General features: G+C 60.7%; 20 protein-coding genes and 1 tRNA gene. 13 read left to right on the plus strand and 8 right to left on the minus strand.

All coding sequences use genetic code 11. From position 1 onward, the window contains the following. Nucleotides 1–91 precede the first annotated feature (91 nt). The 4 genes from EV664_RS18560 to EV664_RS18575 all read right to left on the minus strand — a co-directional run bounded on the left by EV664_RS18560 (nucleotide 92) and on the right by EV664_RS18575 (nucleotide 2,395). Nucleotides 92–592 carry a hypothetical protein gene (locus EV664_RS18560; protein WP_133497146.1) on the minus strand — a complete coding sequence of 167 codons (501 nt, stop codon included), beginning with the start codon at nucleotides 590–592 and terminating at the stop codon, nucleotides 92–94. 338 nt (nucleotides 593–930) lie between these two features. Continuing rightward, entirely contained in the window at nucleotides 931–1,191 is a 261-nt protein-coding gene (locus EV664_RS18565; RefSeq protein WP_133497147.1) for a hypothetical protein, read from the minus strand. Between the two features lie 698 nt (nucleotides 1,192–1,889). After that, a complete protein-coding gene (locus tag EV664_RS18570) occupies nucleotides 1,890–2,189 on the minus strand; it encodes a hypothetical protein (protein WP_133497148.1) in 300 nt (99 codons plus the stop codon). Continuing rightward, nucleotides 2,186–2,395, minus strand: coding sequence for a hypothetical protein (locus EV664_RS18575; RefSeq protein WP_373287539.1), 210 nt, complete (start codon nucleotides 2,393–2,395; stop codon nucleotides 2,186–2,188). Before EV664_RS18575 ends, EV664_RS18570 begins: the two co-directional genes overlap by 4 nt. Nucleotides 2,396–2,577: 182 nt before the next feature. Between EV664_RS18575 and EV664_RS19585 the strand changes: the two genes are divergently transcribed. The 12 genes from EV664_RS19585 (at nucleotide 2,578) to EV664_RS18635 (ending at nucleotide 15,072) form a co-directional block, all read left to right on the plus strand. Next, a complete protein-coding gene (locus EV664_RS19585) occupies nucleotides 2,578–2,991 on the plus strand; it encodes a hypothetical protein (RefSeq protein ID WP_133497149.1) in 414 nt (137 codons plus the stop codon). Then, nucleotides 2,985–3,173 carry a DUF6961 family protein gene (locus EV664_RS18585; RefSeq protein ID WP_308423544.1) on the plus strand — a complete coding sequence of 63 codons (189 nt, stop codon included), beginning with the start codon at nucleotides 2,985–2,987 and terminating at the stop codon, nucleotides 3,171–3,173. The genes EV664_RS19585 and EV664_RS18585 overlap by 7 nt, the downstream gene beginning before the upstream one ends. 82 nt (nucleotides 3,174–3,255) lie before the next feature. Beyond that, nucleotides 3,256–3,876 (plus strand): SOS response-associated peptidase family protein, encoded by a 621-nt coding sequence (locus tag EV664_RS18590; RefSeq protein ID WP_133497150.1) that lies wholly within the window; start codon nucleotides 3,256–3,258, stop codon nucleotides 3,874–3,876. A gap of 122 nt (nucleotides 3,877–3,998) precedes the next feature. Continuing rightward, nucleotides 3,999–4,883, plus strand: a complete 885-nt coding sequence (locus EV664_RS18595) for a 3'-5' exonuclease (protein ID WP_133497151.1) — start codon at nucleotides 3,999–4,001, stop codon at nucleotides 4,881–4,883. A gap of 55 nt (nucleotides 4,884–4,938) precedes the next feature. After that, nucleotides 4,939–5,541 (plus strand): hypothetical protein, encoded by a 603-nt coding sequence (locus EV664_RS18600; protein WP_229668392.1) that lies wholly within the window; start codon nucleotides 4,939–4,941, stop codon nucleotides 5,539–5,541. 50 nt (nucleotides 5,542–5,591) lie between these two features. Then, nucleotides 5,592–6,470, plus strand: a complete 879-nt coding sequence (locus tag EV664_RS18605; RefSeq protein WP_133497152.1) for a 3'-5' exonuclease family protein — start codon at nucleotides 5,592–5,594, stop codon at nucleotides 6,468–6,470. A 151-nt stretch (nucleotides 6,471–6,621) separates the two neighbouring features. After that, the gene (locus EV664_RS18610; RefSeq protein ID WP_133497153.1) at nucleotides 6,622–7,218 is read left to right on the plus strand and encodes a hypothetical protein; all 597 of its coding nucleotides are present in this window, start codon (nucleotides 6,622–6,624) and stop codon (nucleotides 7,216–7,218) included. A 19-nt stretch (nucleotides 7,219–7,237) separates the two neighbouring features. Continuing rightward, nucleotides 7,238–7,696 (plus strand): hypothetical protein, encoded by a 459-nt coding sequence (locus EV664_RS18615; RefSeq protein ID WP_133497154.1) that lies wholly within the window; start codon nucleotides 7,238–7,240, stop codon nucleotides 7,694–7,696. 84 nt (nucleotides 7,697–7,780) lie between these two features. Then, complete coding sequence (locus EV664_RS18620; protein ID WP_133497155.1) at nucleotides 7,781–10,621, plus strand: class I SAM-dependent DNA methyltransferase; 2,841 nt, start codon at nucleotides 7,781–7,783, stop codon at nucleotides 10,619–10,621. Further along, complete coding sequence (locus EV664_RS18625) at nucleotides 10,618–11,793, plus strand: hypothetical protein (protein WP_133497156.1); 1,176 nt, start codon at nucleotides 10,618–10,620, stop codon at nucleotides 11,791–11,793. Before EV664_RS18620 ends, EV664_RS18625 begins: the two co-directional genes overlap by 4 nt. A gap of 86 nt (nucleotides 11,794–11,879) precedes the next feature. Continuing rightward, nucleotides 11,880–13,862 (plus strand): DEAD/DEAH box helicase, encoded by a 1,983-nt coding sequence (locus tag EV664_RS18630; protein ID WP_425326422.1) that lies wholly within the window; start codon nucleotides 11,880–11,882, stop codon nucleotides 13,860–13,862. After that, nucleotides 13,855–15,072 (plus strand): GIY-YIG nuclease family protein, encoded by a 1,218-nt coding sequence (locus EV664_RS18635; RefSeq protein ID WP_133497158.1) that lies wholly within the window; start codon nucleotides 13,855–13,857, stop codon nucleotides 15,070–15,072. Before EV664_RS18630 ends, EV664_RS18635 begins: the two co-directional genes overlap by 8 nt. Here the strand turns inward: EV664_RS18635 and EV664_RS18640 are convergent. Further along, nucleotides 15,069–16,055, minus strand: coding sequence for a hypothetical protein (locus tag EV664_RS18640; RefSeq protein WP_133497159.1), 987 nt, complete (start codon nucleotides 16,053–16,055; stop codon nucleotides 15,069–15,071). The two genes, EV664_RS18635 and EV664_RS18640, sit on opposite strands and share 4 nt — an antisense overlap. A 23-nt stretch (nucleotides 16,056–16,078) precedes the next feature. After that, complete coding sequence (locus EV664_RS18645) at nucleotides 16,079–16,609, minus strand: hypothetical protein (protein ID WP_133497160.1); 531 nt, start codon at nucleotides 16,607–16,609, stop codon at nucleotides 16,079–16,081. Here EV664_RS18645 and EV664_RS18650 point away from each other — a divergent pair. Then, on the plus strand, nucleotides 16,562–19,870 hold the full coding sequence (locus EV664_RS18650; RefSeq protein ID WP_133497161.1) for a MobA/MobL family protein: 3,309 nt from the start codon (nucleotides 16,562–16,564) through the stop codon (nucleotides 19,868–19,870). The genes EV664_RS18645 and EV664_RS18650 overlap by 48 nt on opposite strands. A gap of 13 nt (nucleotides 19,871–19,883) precedes the next feature. Here the strand turns inward: EV664_RS18650 and EV664_RS18655 are convergent, their stop codons facing one another. Next, nucleotides 19,884–21,800 (minus strand): site-specific integrase, encoded by a 1,917-nt coding sequence (locus EV664_RS18655; protein WP_133497162.1) that lies wholly within the window; start codon nucleotides 21,798–21,800, stop codon nucleotides 19,884–19,886. Between the two features lie 295 nt (nucleotides 21,801–22,095). Then, nucleotides 22,096–22,169, minus strand: a tRNA-Gly gene (locus EV664_RS18660). Nucleotides 22,170–22,260: the final 91 nt, after the last annotated feature.

Consider the following 22,260-nt stretch of genomic DNA (forward strand, 5'->3'; position numbering starts at 1 on the left):
AACCACAACTCGGACACCAGCAGCACCTCCTTGGTGCCGCGATTGAATCAGCCCATCGCCGCCAGCGCAAGCGATTTAATGGGTCCTGAGCCTAGTCGACGATGAGCGGGCGGTACATGTCCATCGCCCCTATCATGACGAGGTTGGCGTTCTCGAAATTTTCGCGCTGGTCGGCAATGCCATAGGACCATTTTGGCCCATGGAAGAGGTTATTGCGCAGCCGGTGGACGATCAGCAGCAGCGCTGACAGGCCGGCGGCCGGATCGTCGTGACCGGCGAGCACTGGTTGGACTGTCCGCACCTGCTTCGCCGCCATGTTGAGACCGTCAAATCGCGCCGTCAGCTTTCCGTCCTGCCAATAGCGGGCACGAAAATGGGCGAGCGGCTCTGCGAGTGATGCCAAATCTAAGCGGTTGGCCGCACGAATGCGCTCCACAGCGTCGAGAATGGCGCCTGGCGAGCCGTGGGTCTCCAGCAGCTTGGCCTCCAAGAGGCTCCACAGCAGTGCGAAGTGATAGATCGCGCATCGCTCGTCCTGGTCGAGATGCGAAAAACCACCGGCATTGGCATCGAGCCAGGCATTAGGATTCATCGGCGCCCTCGCGATAAACACGTGTTCTCAAGATTCATCCTTAGCGATCATCGCGGCACGCTCAATCTCCTCCCAACCGACGCCGCTGAAGTTACATGTATCACCGGCAGCTATTAGTGAGCGATTTCATATCTTCGAATGTCGGCTTTGTTCGCGCCTGCCGCCGGCTCAGCCTGGGCGAACGCGAACGGTAGCATTTCAGACTTTTAATCCGGAAGGTGCCTTTCCGGTGTCGCCGACATTGCGGACTTTTGTCGGCCGCCTAAGTTGGAACAGAAATTTATGGAGCCTTCCAATGAAACTTGCGAACAGCGGAAGGCTGTAATCCGGACTAACGCTCATTCCCGGATCCCGGCCGGACCCGCAGTGCTGCGCGCCAACCAGAAGCCCGGCACCAGTTCGGCGTATCGCGCCTTCTGTTCGGCGGTTGCGCCTAGGGTCAGCACCATGAGTGAAAAGGGTATGTGCTGACCCTTGCCGTGCGCATTCAAAAAGCGCACCGGGCTTTGCAGCAGGTAGATGTCTGCATCGGTGCTCAGCTTCTCATGGAACCACCTCGAGTCCGTTCGAACCGGAACGAGGGAGACGACCGTCTGCACATTGCCGGCTCGCCACTGTGAGCGCGGCGCAGCCGTATGAACAGCGCCGAAAACGGAGGATTGACGAAGGCAAGCCTGAGATTTCCTCGTAGGCTCACGGCCGCTGCAATTCGAGCCACTTGATCCTAAATCTGAACACCACGTCACCGCGGACGCATTTCGCACTTACTACCTGGCCTTGAACCCGCGATGCCAGACATCGATCAGGAATCTCAACAACCTCAGCGAGCGGCTTGAGGCTGTCTTTCAGAGCTATGCACGCCGAAGATGGGATTGAAGCGCCAGATATCGTCAGTTTGCCGTGACCAGTTCTCTGATCTTCATAGAGGCAGTTTTTATATCGATGCCGCAAAAGCCAGTGAGAGCCTTTTCGAATAAGTAGATCGCGACATCCGAATCCGTCGTCGGGATGATATCTGCGCGGATCAATGCGCGGTTTCGTGACGTAAAGATTGCCGATCTGGCTTACGGTGCATTCACGCTGGAGGCATCCGCAGTTGATCCGGTGCTTCTTCAGCCATCGCATTCCGACTGGTGAAATGAGGTCGACCGAGCTTTCCGTATTTTGTTTCTGCACCACGTCTACTCCTGCTTGGTTCCCGCGTGACTCCGCTCAGACCGGTGCGATTCCGCTGCCAAGAGCGCATCGGAAAGCTGACAGTCTTCTTGCGGCCAATCGGCTCGCACTGGTCCCGTCGTCACGGGATAATCTGGACCTGCTCGCCGATCGACCTCTCGAGATCGCCGGACGAAACGCACCATGCCCTAGCAAGCGCATCGAGCTCTGCTTGCGATATCCGATCGCCCCGCTCAATGGTGAGCAGTCGCTTTCGCGGGATACCGGTCCGCTTCGCCAGCGTCGTCAGCGGTGTAGCCGTCTGAGCCGTCCACGCCTGAAACCAGTTGTCGCCGTCCGCGATCATCTGTGCCACCGGATGATCTTCGCCATACCGGTCGAGTTCCAGCGCCACCGGACGTTCGCCTTTTCGCCGACTCATCCCCGGTCGAACAGTTCGGGTTGAATGTGACGACTTGCAAGCGCACGTCGCGCGCGCTGCGCAGCGCCGACCGCCTGCCGGTAATGAACGGTTCCGAACCGTTCCGCTTCGTCGAAAGCCAGGGGCGACCATTCATCGCCGGGGTAGCAGGCGTCGTAAATCTCGCGCGCGGCAGCGCGCAGCTGCAGATCGTGCTGCATCATCATGCTCCAGTTCGTCGACTCGCCACCAAGGGGCGATGTTGAACATGTAGAACAAAATGCGAACAATCGGCAAGGCGCCGGCTCAGTCCGGAGGCGTTCGCGAAGGCCTCCGGACTTGATCGCGCGATGGGATTCAGGGCAGGGTTCGGCATCGGAAGGGGGTTGGTATCTTCATATTTGCGCTAATGCTCGCCCAGGCGATCGTCCCGGCCGGAACCACCTTCGCGTGCACGCCTGTCCGTGTTTGGGACGGCGATGGTCCGGTATGGTGCAAGGAGGGACCGCGCGTTCGGCTTGCCGGTATCGCAGCGCGCGAAACCGACGGCACTTGCCGTTCGAACCAGCCATGTCCAAAGGCCGGATGGGTTGCCGCCCGTGACGCGCTCGTAAACACCGTGGGCCGACCGCTCGGCAAAACCCGCGATGGCCATATCCGCGTAACAGGTCCCACGATGCGATGCCGGTCGGATGGCAGCGCAGGCGGCAGTCGCACCGCAGCCTGGTGCGTGTCGCCGAAGAGCGGTGACATATCCTGCGCGATGCTCCGCACCGGCACGGTACTTCGGTGGGATCGCTACTGGCGAAACCACCAGTGCTGACGCCGGAAGAGGAACGCTGGGCCGAAGCGCTCGCCATCCTACGGCTTCACGGCGAGCATGGGCCGGCGTTCATCGCGGAGCGCATCGGCGCGCTCGCTTTGGAAGGCGATGAAGCTGGCGTAGCTCGCTGGAAGGAAATCGCGCATCGGTTCGACCAGCTGGGCCGAGGGACGCTGCAATGAAGCGCCGCATTCGTCTGCTCGAAATCGAGTTCGCCGTGCTTGTGGCCCTCACGCTTGTCGCCATGTTCGGGGGATACCTCTGATGTGCAACAGAGCCCGCAACCGTGGCGAGCCAGAAACGCTGTTCGAACAATTCGGCGGCGACTGGCTGACCGAACGTCCGCGCGACAACCGGTTCAACCCGGTCGAACTCTATCCGAAGTCGCGCGCCTATGTGTTCCGCAACGATCGAGAGACCGGATTCGGTCTCGATGTGATGCAGTGGGACGTCTTGGGCGGCGGTGCGAGATGGCCGATGACCAATGTCCGCCGGCTCGATCTTCCGCAATGGCGACGGCTTGCCGAAAATCCTGCCAACCGTTGCCTCATACCGCTCACCGAATTCTGCGAATGGACGCCGGAAAAGGATCCGGAGCAGGGGATCAAGGGCGAGATGTGGTTCGCGGTGCGCGATCAGCCCGTCTTCGCGGTAGCCGGGTTTTGGCAGCAGACCGAAAAGGGCGCATCGTTCGCCATGGTAACCTGCGACGCGAACGAACTGGTGCGTCCCATCCATCCCAAGGCCATGATCACCGTCCTTCATCGGGATGACTATGATCGGTGGCTTCAGGGATCCTATGACGAGATCGTCGATCTTCAGCGGCCGTTTCCGGCGGACCGGATGACAGTCCGCGGGCCGGTATTCCCAACCCGCCAGCGGTAGAGATAGGCCCCGGCAAACCCGGCGCGATTCGACCCGCCCACGAGGGCTTCCTGTGATCGAGATAAGGAAGAGGGAAAAAGTCCCTCGCTCCCGCTCGGTCGAATTCACAGGAGAAATCGATCATGACCACCATCAATCGCGCAGCCTCGGCAGAGGCTGCGCTTTCACTATGTGCGAACGATCCGAACGTCAGGATACTGCGCCGCGTCTCGTCGCTTCAGGACTTTCCGCTTGCGAAGCGCATGGAAGGGCCGACCCGTTTCGTCGCGATTGTAGACACCGAGACCACCGGCACCGATCCGTTGATCGACGAAATCATCGACATCGCGGTCGTGACACTGGAGGTGGACCAGGCTGGCCAGATTATTTCGATCGTGAGCGCCGGTCAGGCGTTGCGCGATCCGCACATGCCCATACCAGCGCACATACGTCGCCTCACGGGCATTACCGATGACGATGTGGCCGGAAAGAGCATCGATCTCGATAGGCTTGAACGACGGCTTGCCGCTGCGGATGTGCGCATCGCACACAATGCGCGCTTCGACATCGGATTCGTCGAAAATCTTTTGCCCGGTTTGGCCGGCGCAGCATGGGCTTGCTCGGCATCGGATTTCGATTGGGTCGAGGCAGGTTTCGACGGCTGCAAACTGGGGCACCTGCTCATGCAAGCGGGATATTTCAACGGCGCACACCGCGCGATGGCCGATGTAATCAGCCTGATCCATCTGCTGGCCCATCGGCTGCCGGACGGCGGCACCGTAATCGGCACGCTGCTGGCGAATGCCGAGAGGTCGACCGTGCGATTCGAGGCCACGGGCGCACCATATGACAAGCGCGGCCTGTTGAAAGCTCGAGGCTACCGCTGGGACCAACGCCACCGCGTGTGGTGGAGCGAGATCGACGAACAGCATTGCGCGGAGGAAGAGCGCTGGTTCCGGCAGAATATCTGCGCGGATGGCCCCGTGCCGCGGATGATGAAGATCAGCTGGCATCAGCGCCATCGCTGAGCCGGGCGCGCTTCAGCGCGCCTCTCTCCCATCAGAACAATCATGAGCACCGCAGGTGAGCGGAAAAAATGCTCCGGCCGAACCGGCCGTCGATCAGCAACAAGGAAATACCATGGAACACACCACGATGACGCTCAAACACCAGAACTGGATGTGGGCACTCCGTAAGGAAATGGGCTGGCCATTGTTCAAACCAGCCAACGACTGTCTGTCATTCAGCTCAGGCCGCAAAATGGACGCCGAGATCGGGACGGAGCTCGGCCGGGTCGCGGTCGCGATGCGCAAGGACGTCGTATACTCGAGCTGGACGAACGCCGCCGTGGCGGAACCGAGCAGCTATGCGGTCGTGCTTCGCGACCTGCTGACGATCAATGTCACCGATCGCTGTGTGGCTTGGGCCTCCACCGAAACATCGCCTGTCATACTCATTTCGACGCGCCGCGACGAGATGTTCGCGATTGGTGCGCGCGGCCTGCTCGAACGCGTGGCCGGAAAGCCCAAGAGCTTGGCCAAAGGCCGGAAGATCGCCGAACGCCGTATCCGCGCCGCCGCGCAAGCGATGGGCGGCCGTCTCGCCGAGAACAATGTCTGGCTACCGATGGGTGCCGACTGGGTCGAGCCGGAGCGCCCCGTCGAAACCGTCGTCCGCTTTAATTGAACCAATCAGGCGGGCGCGTTGGAAGTGCCCGCCGCCACCCGGAGATTTCCATGAATATTGAAAAAATCGCGCGGCGCGAGCCGCGCTGCTGGGTTGTGCTCGACCTCGAATCCGCCGTCCTCGATGATACCGCACATAAACGCTACCAGTCGATGGAGCGGTGGGTGCCGAGCGAAGAAAAACCTATCCGACGCGGCTATCGCCGTAGCGAAGATCCGCTAACGACGCCGCGCTGGCCGTTCCAGACGATCACGACGGCCGCCATCATGGTCGTTGTCGAGAGTGTTGCCGGGAATATCGAGGTCAACAGGTTCGAAACCTTCAGCGCGCCAGACCATAATGAGCGACAGGTGATCGAAGGCGTACTCAAGGTCTTCGATGAGGCACCGAACAATGCCGAACTGGTGACGTGGGCTGGAATGATGCACGACTGCCCATTGCTGACCGCGGCTATGCTCCGGCACGGGCTAACCTATCCATCCGGCTGGCGTTGGCTCGGCTTCGGTGGCAGCGATCCGGTGCGTCATCTCGATCTCGCCCGCGTCCTGACCGGCAATTTTAAGATGAAGCCGGTCCACATGGCCGAAATTCTTGCCGCATGCGATATCCCGGCCAAGGTTACCGTCCCAGCCTTCGCGGTCGCTGGACTGATCGAAGCCGGGCGCTGGGACGAGGTCATCCAAGGCTGTGAATGCGACGTCATCAGTACTACCCTGCTGCTCGCGCATTGGCGCAGGCTGTACGATCCGCGTGCCGAGATCGACGTCGTCCGTGACCGGATCCTTCGCAGTGTCGAAGCACTGCGTGGAGGCCGCGGCTATACGGAAGCCTTGCGCGCTTACCGTGAAGCGAAATTTAAGGCGCTTCTTCAGGAGGCGGCTCGCGACGCGGAGCGTCTGGCGCCGTGGCTGGACCGCGAGGCGGCGTAGACCGCTCGTTAACGGGGCGGGGCTACGGTCCCGCCCATGCATTGCACCGCACGAAGCTCGGGCCTTACCCATTCATGCGCCGAACGGGATTTTCTCGGACAGCCTGTCCGAAAACTTTTGCCTCGGCGCATGAATAGGTAAGCCCGCAACTGTGTCGGCTCCCACCTTCGATCGGCAGACTGCCCGCCCTCTGACGGCGGACGAGGTGCGCGCCGAGCTTGCCAAGGTCGATTTCTCGAACGCCGGTGATGTGCGGCGAGCGTCTCGCTGGTTTGCGAGCAGGCTGAACGGCGACGCCGGCGATCTGTTGCATGAAGCCGTTCGTAAGGCGCTGACGTCGCGTGCTTGCCGGTCGGACGTGTCGGTTGAGCAGGTGCTCGCCGGCATTATGCGAAGCATGGCGTCGACCGCGCTACGCTCGCGTGAGCGACGAGGTAATCAGGAAATCAGCCTGCCGGTCGAAGAGGTGATCGACCGGCTGGCGATCGGGAACTTTGTGGTCCGGACCGCGGAGGAGATTGCCGAAATAGAGCGTGTGCGCTCGGTATGCGCGGATGCGCTCGAACAACTGGCGCGCGAAAACCCGAGACACGCCGCCCTCATCGAGGGCATAGGGTTCGACCTTCGAGGTCGTGACCTCGCAACTTTTTTAGGGGTATCGACCTCTGAGCTCGCGACGATGCGCAAGGCGTTAAAACGTCATGCGGCGCGGCTGTGGCCAGATGTGCAGAGCGAGCTCGACCGCTGATCGTTCGATGGTTCCTGCAATGCATTCTATTTCGCAGCTGGGAATAGCCTGGCTCGCAAAGCGTAGTCGCCACGTCGATCAACTCTACACCGAAGCGAGCTGGAAAACTCCGTCAACTGCAATTTTTCCGTCAGTCGAAAAGATTACCAATGGAAAGACGACGCACCCAGACTGGTTGCGCTTTTGGCGAGGGGTCTGGCTGCTTAGTTATTCTGAACGCGGTGTCGAATATTTTGAGCAACCTGACGGGACAGGTAGGTTGTTGCTGCTGGATCGCTCACTTCCAGAATCTGTGATCGCCGAGTTGAACCGCGGCAATCGAGTGTTGAACGACATTATCGCAGCCACCGATGGTTCGATTTTCGACCAATGCCGAGCCAAAGTCGCGGAAGTCGAAAATTTCGGGCCTCGGGTATTCATCAAAATAGACATCGACTGGCATACCTTCTCGCCGCCGAGCGCCATCGCGGCGACCTAGTGACCGACGCGATCTTCCGCGCTACAAATTATGAACTATCCGGCACCCGCGCTATCGCCGGGCCCACCAGGAAAACCGTTGCCGATGAATGCTGTAGAAATTGAAGAAGCCGTATCCGATCTGGTGCTGCAGCCGTTTGACGCTGCCGAATTTTCCTTCCAGTTTCTCGCCGCCTTCGGAAATAAAGCCACCACGATAAAGCGGCTGCGTAGCGGATCGACAAATCAGTCCGACGTCGACGGCGGCGTTCTCCAGCGCAACAACATCCACATTGCCGTCGCGCCCGCCGGTGAGGTCGGCGAAACCCTCGCCGCCCTGCGCGCCAGCCCCAAGACCGCCAGCGCCAAGGCCAAGTTCATCCTCGCTACCGATGGCGAAACGGTCGAGGCCGAGGATCTCGTCGGCGGTGATGTTATTGCCTGCGCCTATGCCGATCTGCCGCAGAACTTCGCGATGTTCCTGCCGCTTGCGGGCATCTCCACGGTCAAGGAGATCAAGAATAACCCCATCGACGTCAAGGCGACGGGACGACTCAACAAGCTCTATGTCGAGCTGTTGAAGGACAATCCGGACTGGGCGACCGAGGACAAGCGCCGCGAGCTCAATCAGTTTATGGCCCGGCTAATCTTCTGCTTTTTTGCCGAAGACACCGGCATCTTCCGCGAGAACCAGTTCACCGCCACCATCACCCAGATGAGCCACGCCGGCCATGGCAGCAGCGAGGAGCAATGGGGCAACACGCACGAGGTGCTGACCGAGCTGTTCCGCGCGATGGATACGCCCGTCACGCATGAGGGCAATTTCGATCCCCGCTATCGCCAGGCGGCGAATATCCGGCCCTATGCCGATGCCTTCCCCTATGTGAACGGTGGCCTGTTCACCGGCGCGGTCGATGCCCCGCGGTTCAGCCGCACCGCGCGCGCCTATCTGCTGCGCGCGGGCGAGCTCGACTGGAAGGAGATCAACCCGGACATCTTCGGATCGATGATCCAGGCGGTGGCCGAGGATGACGAGCGCGGCGAGCTGGGCATGCACTACACCAGTGTGCCCAACATCCTGAAGGTGCTGAACCCGCTGTTCCTCGATGATTTGCGCGAGCAGCTGGAGGCGGCGGGCGACAGCAAGCAAAAGCTGCGCAACCTGCGCAAGCGGCTGGGCCATATCCGCGTCTTCGATCCGGCCTGCGGATCGGGCAATTTCCTCGTCATCGCCTATAAGGAGATGCGCGCGATCGAGGCGCAGATCGTCGAGCGATTGGGCGGGGAAGCGAACCTGAAGCTAGCCGAGCGCCGCAGCGTCATTCCCCTCAGCAATTTCTACGGCATCGAGATCAAGGGTTTCGCCGCCGAGATCGCCCGCCTCGCGCTGCTGATCGCCGAGTTTCAGGCGGACTGCTTGTATCTCAGCCAGCAGGAAGCCCGCGCGATGGTGCTACCCTTGCACAAGACGGGGCAGATCACGGTGGGCAATGCGCTGCGGCTGGATTGGCTGGAGGTATGCCCGCCAGTCGGCGCGACTTTGGTGGAGGAGCAGGATCTTGCCGGGCCGACCGGGCGGCTGGCGCTTGAGGATAATGGGCTGGAGGAGGGCGACAGGGTTGAGACATACATTTGTGGAAACCCGCCTTATATCGGGGACAAGATGCAATCGGAGGTCCACAAGTCGGATCTGGAGCCAATCCTGTCGGGTATCGTGGAAAGATGGCGTTCGCTGGATTACATATGTGGCTTCTTCATCAAAGCAGTCGGCTACATCGCGAATTCGCGCTCTAAATGCGCATTCGTCACCACGAAGTCGATAACCCAAGGCCAGCAGGTTCCGCTTTTGTGGCCGGCTATATTAAAACGCTGCGCCATCGACTTCGCGTATCGACCTTTCAAATGGAACAACTTAGCTTCGGACAATGCCGGAGTAACCTGCGTGATCGTGGGATTGAAGCAGCGAGTTCACTCTGGCGCACGGCGCTTATATGACGATGACTCGCTAAAAATAGTAGATGTCATTTCTCCTTATCTCACGTCCGGGGCAGAAATTATTATTTCCGGAACGCATCAGTCGATTAGCGGTCTCTCCCGCATGGCTTTGGGGAACGTGCTGAAGGATGATGGCGGGCTTCAACTGGACGAGGCCGACGTTCAGACACTTTCTGCTCTCGAGCGGAATAAGTATGTTCGAAAGATCGTAGGCTCGACCGAGTTCATCAACGGAACGCAGCGCCAATGCCTGTATGTTCGCGACCGGGATATGGCCGCTGCCCGGACTATTGCGTTAATTGATGGGCGCATGTCCGCAGTGACGGCATCGCGTTCCGTAAGCACCGCGCCCGCTCTGCGCAGCATCGCAAATGAGCCGAACATTTATTACCACCATATGGCTCCTGGAAGATCGTACACGATTGTGGTGCCGCGAGTAACCTCGGAGAACCGGGAGTTCTTGCCCGTCGGCTTTTTGCCTGCCGGCGTTCTTATCAGCGACAGAAATTATGGTCTCGTCGACGCTCCAGTTTGGAACGTCGCGTTGATCGCATCGCGTCTACACTGGGTTTGGATCGGCACAGTATGCGTCCGCATGCGAACGGACTTCTCCTACTCCAACACCCTCGGCTGGAACACGTTTCCCGTCCCCAAGCTAACCGAGCAAGACAAGGCCGATCTCACTCGCACGGCGGAGAACATCCTGCTGGCGCGGGAGGCGCACTTCCCCGCGACCATCGCCGATCTCTATAATCCGGACGCGATGCCCTACGACCTGCGCCGCGCGCATGAGGAAAATGACGAGGTCCTCGAACGCATCTACATCGGTCGCCGCTTCCGCAACGATACCGAACGGCTGGAAAAGCTGTTCGACCTCTACACCAAAATGACCGCCCGCGCCGCGCCCAGGGGTAAGGGCAAGAGCGCGAAGAAGAAGGGCAAGGCCGCATGACTGCCCAGGATCGAGCGCCAGGTTGGGATAAGCGGGCGATCAATGCGATCGCAGCACGCGACTATGGCGGCCTTGAACGGATGTTCGAGGCACATGACTGGGATGCGGGCGGTCGGCTTTTCGGCCAGATTGCACCATCGCGGGTTGTCGAGACCTATGGTAGCGTTGCCGCGTTCGAGGCGGCGCATCCAGCGGAATGGCCGGATCCCGTCGATGTGATCGAGATCGAGCAGGATCAGCCAGACGTATGGCTAACCAGCTACTACGGTTTCGCCCCGGAAAGTTGGGGGCTGCTCGGCTTCACGCAGGAGTGGATGCGGCGGGACTTCCTCGACAATAGCCGGCCGGGGGCCCTTGTCGTCATATACGGCGCGGGTGCCGCGGAAAACCCACTTGAGCGGGGACGTATTCTCGGTGTGCAGCAGCAATCACATATCCGCGGGCACAAGCGCGATTTTGTGCCCGCCAATCGATGGGCGGATGAACAGAGCGATGAGGGGCGGCGAGACAAATGGAATTACGCCCTGAAGGCTGTTCGGGCTTGGCGTGTGAACTCCGAAGCTCGGCCTCGCGTTCAGGAATTCGCGCCGGAGACCTACTCGCCTGGTAGCGCCACACTGATTGGCGCACGAGGACGCCGCCTGACCGTTTCCGAAGCGCGAGGTCTGCTGGATCTTGATCTGACGGAGGTCACCGTATTTGGCGGGGTGCCTGTCGACTTCCATGTGTCTGGCCCGGCACGTGAGATTTTACGGCCCAGCAAAGCTGGACCGGTTTCGCAGGCTGCATTTATGACTCGGGAGTCCGAGGGTCCGAAGCACCTTTATATTCTGGCGTTGGAGGGCAATGCTGACCACTTCTTAGGGCATCCCGCCGGAGGCAATCGGATCGTGAAGGTCGGTTTCTCGCGCAGCCCGGATACCCGCTGCTATAGCCACAACTGCGCCTTGCCCGCCGGAGCGTTTCGATGGTCGGTGCTGCGCTCCAGCGCCAAAGACAGATCACCATTCCCGTCATCCAGCCATGCTCTGGCGGGCGAGCAGGTAATGAAGGACGTTCTGGATCAACACGGATCGTCGCTCGGTCGAGAGTTCTTTCTCGCTTCCGATAATCACATCGAAAATGCCTGGAACATGGCGCTGGCTGCGGCTGAAACATGGAAGAGCGAATGACCGAGAACCGTCCGATCCCCGCAGTCCGCCTTGTCACAGCACATACCGGTGCTTCGGCCAGCGCCAATGAACTCGGCATGCGGCCGATGCAGGCGCGTGCCTATGGCCATCGCGGTGAACAGTATCTGCTGATCAAATCGCCCCCGGCATCGGGCAAGTCCCGCGCGCTGATGTTTATCGCGCTCGACAAGCTCCACAATCAGGGCATTAAGCAGGCGATCATCGTCGTGCCGGAGCGCTCGATCGGCGGCAGTTTCGCCGATGAGCCGCTGAGCAAATACGGCTTCTGGGCGGACTGGACGGTGAAGCCGCACTGGAACCTGTGCAACGCGCCCGGTGCCGATGATGTAAAGGTCGCCAGGTCCAAGGTGAAGGCAGTCGGCGAGTTTCTGGCGGGCGATGACCAGGTGCTGGTCTGCACCCACGCCACCTTCCGTTTCGCGGTCGACGAGCTGGGAATCGAGGCGTTCGATGATCGTCTGGTCGCGATCGATGAATTTCACCACGTGTCGGCTAACCCGGACAATCGGCTGGGTGCGCAGCTCGGCCAGCTGATCACGCGCGATAAGGCGCACGTCGTCGCGATGACGGGCAGTTATTTTCGCGGCGATGCCGTTGCGGTCCTCACGCCGGAGGACGAGGCAAAGTTCACCACCATCACCTACACCTATTACGAGCAGCTCAACGGCTATCAGTATCTGAAAACGCTCGACATCGCCTACAGCTTCTACACCGGCCGCTATGTCGACAAGATCAACGACCTGCTCGACCCGGCGGTGAAGACGATCGTCCACATCCCCAGCGTCAACAGCCGGGAAAGCACCAAGGACAAGCACCGCGAGGTCGAGGAGATCATGGATCATCTCGGCGCGTGGAAGGGCACCGATCCCACGACTGGTTTCCATCTGATCGACACGGTAGGCGGGCGCACGATCACGGTCGCCGACCTGGTGGATGATGATGGTGCGCGGCGTGATCGCGTCATCACGGCACTTCGCAGCCCGGACGCGCGAACCGATCGCGACCATGTCGACGTCATTATTGCGCTCGGCATGGCGAAAGAGGGGTTCGACTGGATCTGGTGCGAGCATGCGCTGACCGTGGGCTATCGCTCCAGCCTGACCGAGATCATCCAGATCATCGGCCGCGCCACGCGCGACGCCCCGGGCAAGACCGTGGCGCGCTTCACCAACCTGATCGCCGAGCCGGCCGCCGCCGACGACGTCGTCGCCGATGCCGTCAACGATACGCTGAAGGCAATCGCCGCGAGTCTGCTGATGGAGCAGGTGCTGACGCCGAAGTTCGAATTCACGCCGAAGGACGTTGGCCCCAAGGACGGCTACGATTATGGGCCAGGTGGTTACGAAGAAGGCAAGCAGAATGTCGGCTTCAACGAGGAGCGGGGCCAGTTCCATTTCGAGCTCAAGGATCTGGTCGAGCCGAGCACGCCAGAGGCGCGCCGCATCTGCCAGGAAGATTTGAACGAGGTCATCACTAGCTTCATCCAGGATAAGCAGGCGATGGAACGCGGTATGTTCGACCCCGAGGTCGTGCCGGAAGAGTTGACCCAGGTGCGCATGGGCAAGATTGTCCGCGATCGCTATCCCGACCTAGACGACACGGATCACGAGGCGATCCGGCAGCACGCGATTGCTGCGCTCAATATCACGCAACAGGTGACGAAGGAGGTCGCCGAGACGGCGACCGCCGATGCCATCGGCGAATTGAAGGCGAACACGGCATTCGTCGACGGCGTACGCAAATTTATGAACGTCAAGGAACTCGACATTGATCTGATCGACAACATCAATCCGTTCGACGCCGCTTACGCGATCCTCGCCAAAGCGATGAACCCCGACACCTTGCGGCAGGTGCAAGCGGTGATCGCCGCGCGCAAGACGACGCTGACCGAGGACGAGGCACGTGCCTATGCGGTGCGCGCCGTTGAATGGAAACGCGAGCGCGGGCGTGCGCCCGCAATCACGTCGCAGGATCCGTGGGAACGCCAGCTCGCCGAGGGCGTCGCGGCTTTCGCCCGGTTCCGGCAGAAGGCTACGGCTGATGGCTGATCTGAGCGACGACGACATCCTCGCCGAGCTCGGCGTCGACCTGACGCCCAAGAAGGTTCGCGCCCGCACGCCGCGAGAAGAGCGGATCATTGCTGGCTTTGAAGACATAGTGAAGTTCCGCGAGGAGCACGGCCGCCCCCCGCAGCATGGCGAGGACCGGGAGATTTTTGAACGACTGTATGCCGTCCGGCTGGATCGGTTGCGGGCACTCCCCGAATGTCGAGAGTTGCTCGCCGATATGGACCCGCACGGCCTTCTGGAGCGTGGTCCCCAGGATGCCGGACCTGTTGCGGACGAGCTCGACGACGATGCGCTTCTCGCCGAACTGGGCGCGGAAGCAACGTCCGACGTCGATATCACGCAGCTCCGCAACGTGCGGTCGCATAGCGAGCGCAAGGCGGCGGAAGAAATCGCCAACGCTCAGCGTTGCGAGAACTTCGCCGACTTCAAGCCGCTATTCGAGCAGGTCCAGGCCGATCTCGAGGCGGGCACGCGCACCACGCGTCCCTTTGTCCGCGATCTGGGTATGTCGAAGGCGGAGATTTTGCCGGGCGAATTCTTCATAGTCGGCGGCCAGATGGCCTATGTCGCCGAACGTGGTGACCCGATCAAAGCGCCCAACGGCGAAACGGATGCGCGGTTGCGCGTGATCTACTCGAACGGGACCGAGAATCACCTGCTCCTGCGCTCGCTTCAGCGCGCGCTTTACAAGGATGAAGGCGGACGGCGAATTTCCGAACCAACCGCCGGGCCATTGTTCGATTCGCAATCGTCTTCCGCGGTCGAGGAACCCGACTATCTTCGCACCGGGACGCTATACGTTTTGCGAAGCAGATCGGACCACCAGACGATCGCCGACAATCGCGATCTGATCCATAAAATCGGCATCACCGGCGGGGACATTGAGGCGCGCATTGCTGGTGCGCGCGATGACGCAACCTATTTGCTCGCCGATGTCGATGTCGTGGCGACCTATACGCTATACGATGTGAACCGTTTGAAGCTCGAGCAACTGATCCACAGGGTGCTTGCTCGGGTTCGCTGCGACATCGAGATCAAGGACCGGTTCGGGAAGCCGGTGCGGCCCCGCGAATGGTTCTTGGTGCCCGTGTCGGTTATCGATGAAATTATCGAACGGATCGGCGACGGATCCTTGGCCGATCTCGTCTATGATCCGCGGCAAGCCGCGCTGGTCTCCGCCTCAGGCTAAGGCGGCGAAATTTCGTTGGAGCTGGCGCTCGATGTGGCAACCGATGGCTCGCGCGAGATTTTCAAGATCTTTTCCGGTATCCAGGGACTGGAGAGCACCAAGTTCGGAAAGGAGCTCAGCTGATCAAACTCGATTTCGCCGACCAGCAACAGCACCGCCCAGCCCCACGCGATCGTGTCGTTACTTCGCTTCGAGCGACGCGCATAATATTTGGTCATCCAAGAGGTGATGCGATCGTGAACGTAAGCGAACGCGCTGTCTGCCGACTGGTCACGCAGTCGTTGCTCGATGAGATTTTCGTCCACTCCGTACGATGACAAATGGCGCAGCGGCGGCAGCGGCTCCTTAATTACCTCGATCTGGTCCGGATTAGGCTCACACTCTTCGAAGCGAACTCGGCCGACACAAGGTGGTAGATCGGACCAGGAAGCGGGGTTTTTCCAGGCCCGCTCTGCGTCTTGACGAATTTTCGAAACCGAGGCGCGGTTGACGCCCGCAGCTTCAAGCTGCCGCGCGCGTCTGAGGACCTCGCGATCGATCGCAGGTTCGCGTTGTGCAAGCGCCTCGCATATTTGCCAACGGACCTCCGCCTCCGCGGTTTCCGTCGCGTGACGCAGCTGCTGAATGCGGTCATTCAGTCGGTCGAGATCGCGGCGAATCGACAGCACCCAGCGCCCTCTTTCAAGCGCTTGAAGGAGGGAACCTTCCGGGTTACTTTTTTTGTCGTTCTCCTGGGTGGGCTGATCGTGTCGCGGTACTTGTACCGGATTGGCGGCTTCGGCGATCTCATCGAGCAGCTCGGTAAGCTCTTTCTCGATTTCCGCCGGGTCATCGAGTTCGCCATGCCGGACAGCTTGCATGAACCAATCCCAAACGGACTCGTCTCGCTCGAGCTTCTCCATGTCTCGCAAACGCCGCTTCGCGGCCTGCGATTTGTCCGGGCGACCACGAACGGGGCCAGTGCCACCGGTTCCGGAATTCATGGCGCGTTCCTCCTGTAGAATCGTCAAGTCACCAAATATTCCAATAGAAATGGAACACCTAATTTTTTGGTGATGCGAGGAAAATAGGGAAGAGCGCGCGCGAAAGAAGGGGCAACAGAAGTGAAGAAGAAGTTTTGAAGCGCACTACCGCAGATCGGCGAGACGCCAATCTGCTGTGCCAGGGAGGGGTGTGAGAGGCGAAAAAGGCAAATTAGGTAGAATGCCTGTGTGCCAAGGCGCTCGACTACCAAAAAAGCCAATTTATAACCGATAATCTCGTTTTTGGCGTGATTTCCGAACCGACAAATTCTCTCCCAAAACCACGCTAGCCCGACATCCGTCGCGGCTGAACGTGGAGACTTTCGATTTTCGAGGGTGAGGAAAAGCTGGTCGTCGCGGAACGAGCCAAGCGGTTCAAGCTGGCGATCGATCGCCTGTTCGAGGGTGAGGAGCCCGAGGACGTGCTTGGCATCCGCTTCTGGCGTCCGGCGCCGCAGAAGCGGCGGATGCAGGCGAGCGTTGAGCCGCAGAAGCGCTGGTGCGCACCGTTCCATCTTCCGATGCGGCGACCGATCCGGCCGACGACGACAGACGGCCGCACCTCGTTTCATTTTTCGCACGTGTCGATCTCGAAGGTTCTCGAGCCCAAGGAGGCCGATGGCCTGCGTATCCGCCCCGGCTCGGCAGCAGCACATGGCGAATATATCGAGCGGGATACGGCCGTCGCGCAGGCTGCTCCGAACATCGGCGAAGGAATTACGAACGGCCTTGCGCCGTCTCGATCCGCCGAGGCGGAGCACGTCGATTTCGCCACCGCTCATAAGCAATCGAAAAAGGAGAATGATGATGTCCAACGATTCCAGGAAGCCGCTCGCGCAGCTCTCGAGCGTATCGAATTTCGATTCCCTGGATTCGATTTTTTCGGATCCGACCATCGAGATTCCGGAGCCGACGCCGATATGTGCCCGATGCCCGGCGGCATGGTGGGGGCAGAACGATGGAGACCTGAACGTCTGGTGCCGGATGATGCATTTCTGGGCAGTTCGACCGGGCGCTGGGGTGCGGGAAGTCTGTCGGGCCCGGGACTTCGCGATCCACGAGGTACAGAATCAGAAAAAGCAGGACTGAAGCACCAGAATGCGTCCGACCATGACGCTTATGTCGCCCGCGAATCGGCAGTGGCGGTTCAACCGGACGGAGCGCGCGTACTCTTCACCAATATCGATCCGGACCCGGTCAAACGGGCCGAATTCTGGTCTCTCGTGGAACAAGAGGAAGCCAAGCCAAGCCCGGACAAAATGACCGTTCATCGCGAGCGTAGTCCTGAGTTCTGGGCTCGCGTGTTCGAATCGCCGGATTGTCCTGAACCGCTCAAAAACGCGCTCTCATCGACCGACAAATCCAGGACCAATCGCTTCGAAATCGAATCCGGCGAAGCGATGCGCGGCTGGCTTGAGCGCCAGCCGGGCTGGGTCAAAATCCGAAAGCAGAAAGACGGCGAAACCGACGCTAGTTTTAGGGCCTTCAAACGAACTTTGCTGGCAACCTTTCATGACGGCCGAGGCGGGCGGATTCAGGACCGGATAATCGGGGAACTTCCCCACGAATTGCCTCACCCCGGTCGGGTTCGGCTGCTCAGGCGTTTCGCAGCCGACTTCGAGCGCCGAGGCCTACCGTTCGTCGCAGTCATGCATGCACCGGACCACGCCAACAATCAGAAGAACTGGCACTTCCACCTCATCTATTATGACCGCCCGTGCCGGCGCATTACCGATGCGGACATTGCGTGGGCGCGAGAGGACGGCTTCGATGTAACGCCCCTTTCGGCTGGCCAGTGGGATTTTGCGGCGAGGCCGATCAAAAAGGGTAAGCGGCAGGTGCCCTTCAAACAGCTAAAAGTTCGCGAGGTTTCGGGCCTTTCCTGGATACCTAAGCTTCGTCGTAGGTTTGCGTGGCTGGCTAATGAGGAGCTGAAACGCGCGGAGATCGATCGGCGATACGATCCGAGAACGTACGCCACGATGGGCATCGAAGTGCTCCCCGGCGAGAAGCTGGACCCTGGTTTGAGCAGGAAGGAAAGCCTTGGTGAGGCGACCGACAAGGGCACGCGCAACGAAGCGCGCCAGTGGCAGGCGATCGAGGCGCAGATTGACAAAAAGCTGGCCTCCGATCACGCGCGCGTCGGCGAAGAATTCAAGCCGCTGCGCCATCGCGTAGCCGGCTTGCCTGCGAGCGATGAGGCGAACAAGTTCGGTCGCAGGATCGATCAGGCGGAAGAAGCTGCGCGCATTGCCAACGAACGCGATGCCGAGGCCGAACGCACCCATCAACTGATCGCCCGGCTTGCGTCACGGTCGACGCAACTGAAGGAAATAAACGATTCCTGGCTCGAAGCCGATTTGCGTGGCGATTGCCAATTGAGCGATCGCGAGCGCACGAGGCGAACGGTGCTGAGCGACGATGCGCACGCCTATCTTTCGGCGATGGCGCCGTTCCTGGCCGAGGGCCAGGCCGTCGTCGATGGCTGTCGAAAAGACGCCGAACAGAAGCGGGTGGCGTCGCGCACGGCGGTCCTGTTCCTGCATGGTGAACTCGATGATCACGAGATGGAAGTCGAGTCTGCACGACTGCAAGTGGCCGATCCTGCGCGCACCGTAGTGCCCGTTGCGTCCATGCCGACGGCGCCGGCTCAACCCAATGGCGACGCGGTCGACCAATTCATCGCGCGTCTCGATAAGACGCGCCCGCGCATCGAGAAACTCGAGAATGGCTATCGGATCGCCGATCGTACTTTTGCACGCCACCTTCCGGCGAGCGACCCAAGGATCCAACAGGCAATCGCGGCGCGCTACACAGCGCAGGAGGAGGAAGCGGTCGCGGTAGCGGGCTGGGTTGACCGCAACCGCAGGAGTTTCGTTCGGCAGAAAAATGGCTGGGAATATGCCGGCGTTGATCGTCCGGGTCGCGCTGAGTTCATGCGCCTACGCGAGCATCCCAAGGTTCGACAGGCAATCGAACGCATGGTCAATCCGTCTGCTGCTGCTCGCCGCGTAGCCAGTCCCGCGTCGGCGGGGTCTGGGCGACCGCTCCCCGAGCCGACCAGCGCCAAGGCAGCGCTGACCGTTCCGCTGCATGAGCCCGGCCCCCCGCCGCCGCCACTCGCGACGCCCGAAAGACGCGCGCCGTCCGCGTCTTCAGCTGATCACTCGGGTTCCGCTCCGATTAACGCAGCGTGCAGCGTTTCTCGATCGGTCGGCGGCGAGCAACAGCCCGGTAATGACGGGCCGGTTCCGCGGACCGCGCCGGATACCGGATCAGGCCGTGCCACTGCGAAAGCTCGCACCGCATCGGCTGAGGTGATCGCCAAGCTCGCCGAGACCCTTGCCGGTCTGAACAAGCCCAAGAAAACGAAGCGCGCCGGTACGCCGGTGCCCTCGCAGCCGGACCCGACCGAGCGCGAAATGCAATCGGCGCAGGCACGACTTCCACAGGACAGTTACGGTTCCCACCAGCCGGTCGAACCGCGGATCGGCGACCGGCCCAGCGAGCCGAATCCGTCTGCCAGTTCTGCCAAGAAGCCGGCGCCCAAGCTGGTGGCACTTAATCCGGATGACGAGATGCGGCGACAAGCCAAGATCCAGGCCGAGGCCGACCGGCGGCGAAGGGCCGCGCTCGAGTCAGAGATCGAAGCGGAAGAAAAAGCCGAAGAAGGGCAGAAAAAATCGACATCGCCGACACAGTCAGACGAGGCCAAGCAGGACAACGCCGCCAAAAAAGCAGCCCTCGAAGCGTGGCGCCGCGGCCGCGGAATGTAGCCGACCGAGGCGTTTATTGGCAGAATTTCAGCTTAGCGTTCCGGCCCGGTGCAGATCCGACGCGCGATCGCTTGTTGATATGGAGGAGTTTGACCGGCGCCCGTTCGATGTGATCGGTGACGATCGGCATGTGTCGGACCATCACCGCCAGGCGCTCTTTCAGTTCCTGCACTTCGCCTAGCGTAAGCGCCCGGCGGAGATAGTTACGGTCGCCAGTGCCTGCTCGCGCGTGCCCCATATGGTCTGCGATGATGCTCTTGCTCACGTCCGGGTCGGCGAGCACCGAATTGCTATAAGTCCTCTGGCTGTGAAAATCGGCCTTCTTCCCGCTGCTCGATTCAGGGAGCGGAAGCAGCCCGTGGGTCGCATCCATGAGATAGCACCAGCTAATCGCGTAGAACCTGCGGCCACCCTTCGCCGGTGCCTTTTTGCCTCGCTCACCGGAAACCGCAGCATCGACGTAAAGCTCCGGGAAAATCATGTCGTAGCCTTCAGCCGCGATCGCTTTGACATAATCTTTGAGGCCGAGGCGGAGAAGCTCAGGATGCAGTGGCATGACGCGGTGCCGGGACGGCCGTTTGAGCCCGCCCTTCGATTTGCCGTCCTTGGAGCGCGTCATGTTGGCTTGCACGAGCGCGTATGGGACTTCGCACTCGAAGTTGAAATCGACGACTTCGAACCCTGCGCCTTCTTCGCGCGATACGCCCATATAGGTGCCGAAAAGCGGGAGCCAGTAGGCCGCGTCCTGATAGATGCGGGGTGGGGAATCGGGCTTGAGACGTCGGGTCGAGCCGCCGCCACCGCGCCAGAGCGGCAGCGAATATAAGGCGCGCAGATGTTCTGGCGTCCAGGGCATGCGCTTGGGATCGGCCGGATCATTCGGAACTTTGCGCCATTCAGCGAGGAAATTCATCACCATGCCGGTGCCGTAGCGCGGTAGCCATGCATCCTTGGCGAGGACTTGCGAAGCTTTGTCGAGAATGCTGAGGTCGCGGTTGATCGTCCGCTTGCTTCGCCGTGTCTCATCGGTCGGCACATCGAACATTGCCTCGTTGAACGTTTTGGCCATCAATCCGGCTTTGCCGAGTTCGCCGAACCGATAGGTCGCTGGAATGGCAGCCATCTTCCGCACATAGTTCTGGATGTCCGCCGGCTCATAGTGGTGGAGCAGCTTGTCGCCGGTGATCCATGCGAACCGCTCAAACACGGCACGGCGCTGGCCATTGTCGGGCGCATAGTCGAATTGATCGACGACCATTTCGAGCAGTTCGTCGATCTGCTCGCTGAAGCGGACCGTGCTGATCTTCGCGAACAGACAATTTCCGCTGTCGTCAGGCTGCGCGGCGACGGCGGGGCTGGTGGCGACGGGCGTGGGAACCGGCGCAAGGCTAGGGCGGATCGGTTCGACCCGCCGCGCCTGTTCGACCAGCGCATCGTCGAGAAGATAGTGCGCCGGCACGTCGCGATCGACGAACAGCGGGTGATCGGCAAGACTGGCGCGCCGCTGTGCTTCGATCCGGCCGCTGAGCAGCATCCGGCGCGCTTCGGCGAGCGTGCCCTCGTTGACCGGTGCCTCGAGCGCCTTGAGGGCGTCTTGCGCCTCGGACCGGCTGACGCACATCGGCGTGATATAGAGCGTCAGCGTCTTGAGGAGCAGCTGGCGCTCGGCGTCGGACCAGCTGTCGTCGAAATGGCGTTCTATCTGCTCGCGGGTCAGCGCCGCCGTATCGTGCGGGACGTCGGCCACGATCGTGTAGGCCGCGATCAGAATCTTGCGATAGGCGGGGTCGTCCGCTTCGCGCGCGCCGGGGAGCGCAAGATGGCGCGTTGCATGGGCGAGTTCATCCTCGAGCGCCTGGCGCATGAGGCTGCGTTGTTCGTCGATGGTGAGCGTTCCACGTTCGAAATTCTGCGCGATCAGCATTGTCACTTCGTCCCATTTGACGGCGAGGCGCCGGACGAGATGTCGTGCCTCGACCGGCTCCGCGGTTGTCAGAGGGACAGTTATAGTGTGGCCGCAGCCGCCATCTAAGCTGATTCGCCGACGGAAGTGGTAGCGAGCGCCCTTGCGCAGCAGATAGGTCTGGCGCTGCATCGCTCAGGCCCGGCTGGCGAGGGGAGGGCAGAGCCGGGCGTACCGGTGAACGGCTTTGTGTCCCGTGGAGTGAGCATTGGTTCGCATGGCCGCCTCTCAGTGGCGGTTTTCTGCGGCTGCTGGGCTAAAGTGGAGCGGGTAACGGGAATCGAACCCGTATATTCAGCTTGGAAGGCTGCTGCACTACCATTGTGCTATACCCGCCCGCGCGTCAGAGCGGTGCATCTAAACGCACCGGCTTCGCGGTTCAAGTCATTAACACTGGCAACCGGCAAAAGCCTCGCCTAGATACCGG

The organism is Stakelama pacifica, assembly GCF_004361835.1.
Lineage (GTDB): Bacteria > Pseudomonadota > Alphaproteobacteria > Sphingomonadales > Sphingomonadaceae > Sphingomonas > Sphingomonas pacifica.

Bases quoted from the DNA above. Each gene is read 5' to 3' on its own strand.
- EV664_RS18560 (WP_133497146.1), bottom strand. From the start codon at position 592: ATGAATCCTAATGCCTGGCTCGATGCCAATGCCGGTGGTTTTTCGCAT.
- EV664_RS18570 (WP_133497148.1), bottom strand. From the start codon at position 2,189: ATGAGTCGGCGAAAAGGCGAACGTCCGGTGGCGCTGGAACTCGACCGG.
- EV664_RS18575 (WP_373287539.1), bottom strand. From the start codon at position 2,395: ATGATGATGCAGCACGATCTGCAGCTGCGCGCTGCCGCGCGCGAGATT.
- EV664_RS19585 (WP_133497149.1), top strand. From the start codon at position 2,578: ATGCTCGCCCAGGCGATCGTCCCGGCCGGAACCACCTTCGCGTGCACG.
- EV664_RS18590 (WP_133497150.1), top strand. From the start codon at position 3,256: ATGTGCAACAGAGCCCGCAACCGTGGCGAGCCAGAAACGCTGTTCGAA.
- EV664_RS18595 (WP_133497151.1), top strand. From the start codon at position 3,999: ATGACCACCATCAATCGCGCAGCCTCGGCAGAGGCTGCGCTTTCACTA.
- EV664_RS18605 (WP_133497152.1), top strand. From the start codon at position 5,592: ATGAATATTGAAAAAATCGCGCGGCGCGAGCCGCGCTGCTGGGTTGTG.
- EV664_RS18615 (WP_133497154.1), top strand. From the start codon at position 7,238: ATGCATTCTATTTCGCAGCTGGGAATAGCCTGGCTCGCAAAGCGTAGT.
- EV664_RS18620 (WP_133497155.1), top strand. From the start codon at position 7,781: ATGAATGCTGTAGAAATTGAAGAAGCCGTATCCGATCTGGTGCTGCAG.
- EV664_RS18625 (WP_133497156.1), top strand. From the start codon at position 10,618: ATGACTGCCCAGGATCGAGCGCCAGGTTGGGATAAGCGGGCGATCAAT.
- EV664_RS18630 (WP_425326422.1), top strand. From the start codon at position 11,880: ATGCAGGCGCGTGCCTATGGCCATCGCGGTGAACAGTATCTGCTGATC.
- EV664_RS18635 (WP_133497158.1), top strand. From the start codon at position 13,855: ATGGCTGATCTGAGCGACGACGACATCCTCGCCGAGCTCGGCGTCGAC.
- EV664_RS18640 (WP_133497159.1), bottom strand. From the start codon at position 16,055: ATGAATTCCGGAACCGGTGGCACTGGCCCCGTTCGTGGTCGCCCGGAC.
- EV664_RS18650 (WP_133497161.1), top strand. From the start codon at position 16,562: ATGCAGGCGAGCGTTGAGCCGCAGAAGCGCTGGTGCGCACCGTTCCAT.
- EV664_RS18645 (WP_133497160.1), bottom strand. From the start codon at position 16,609: ATGGAACGGTGCGCACCAGCGCTTCTGCGGCTCAACGCTCGCCTGCAT.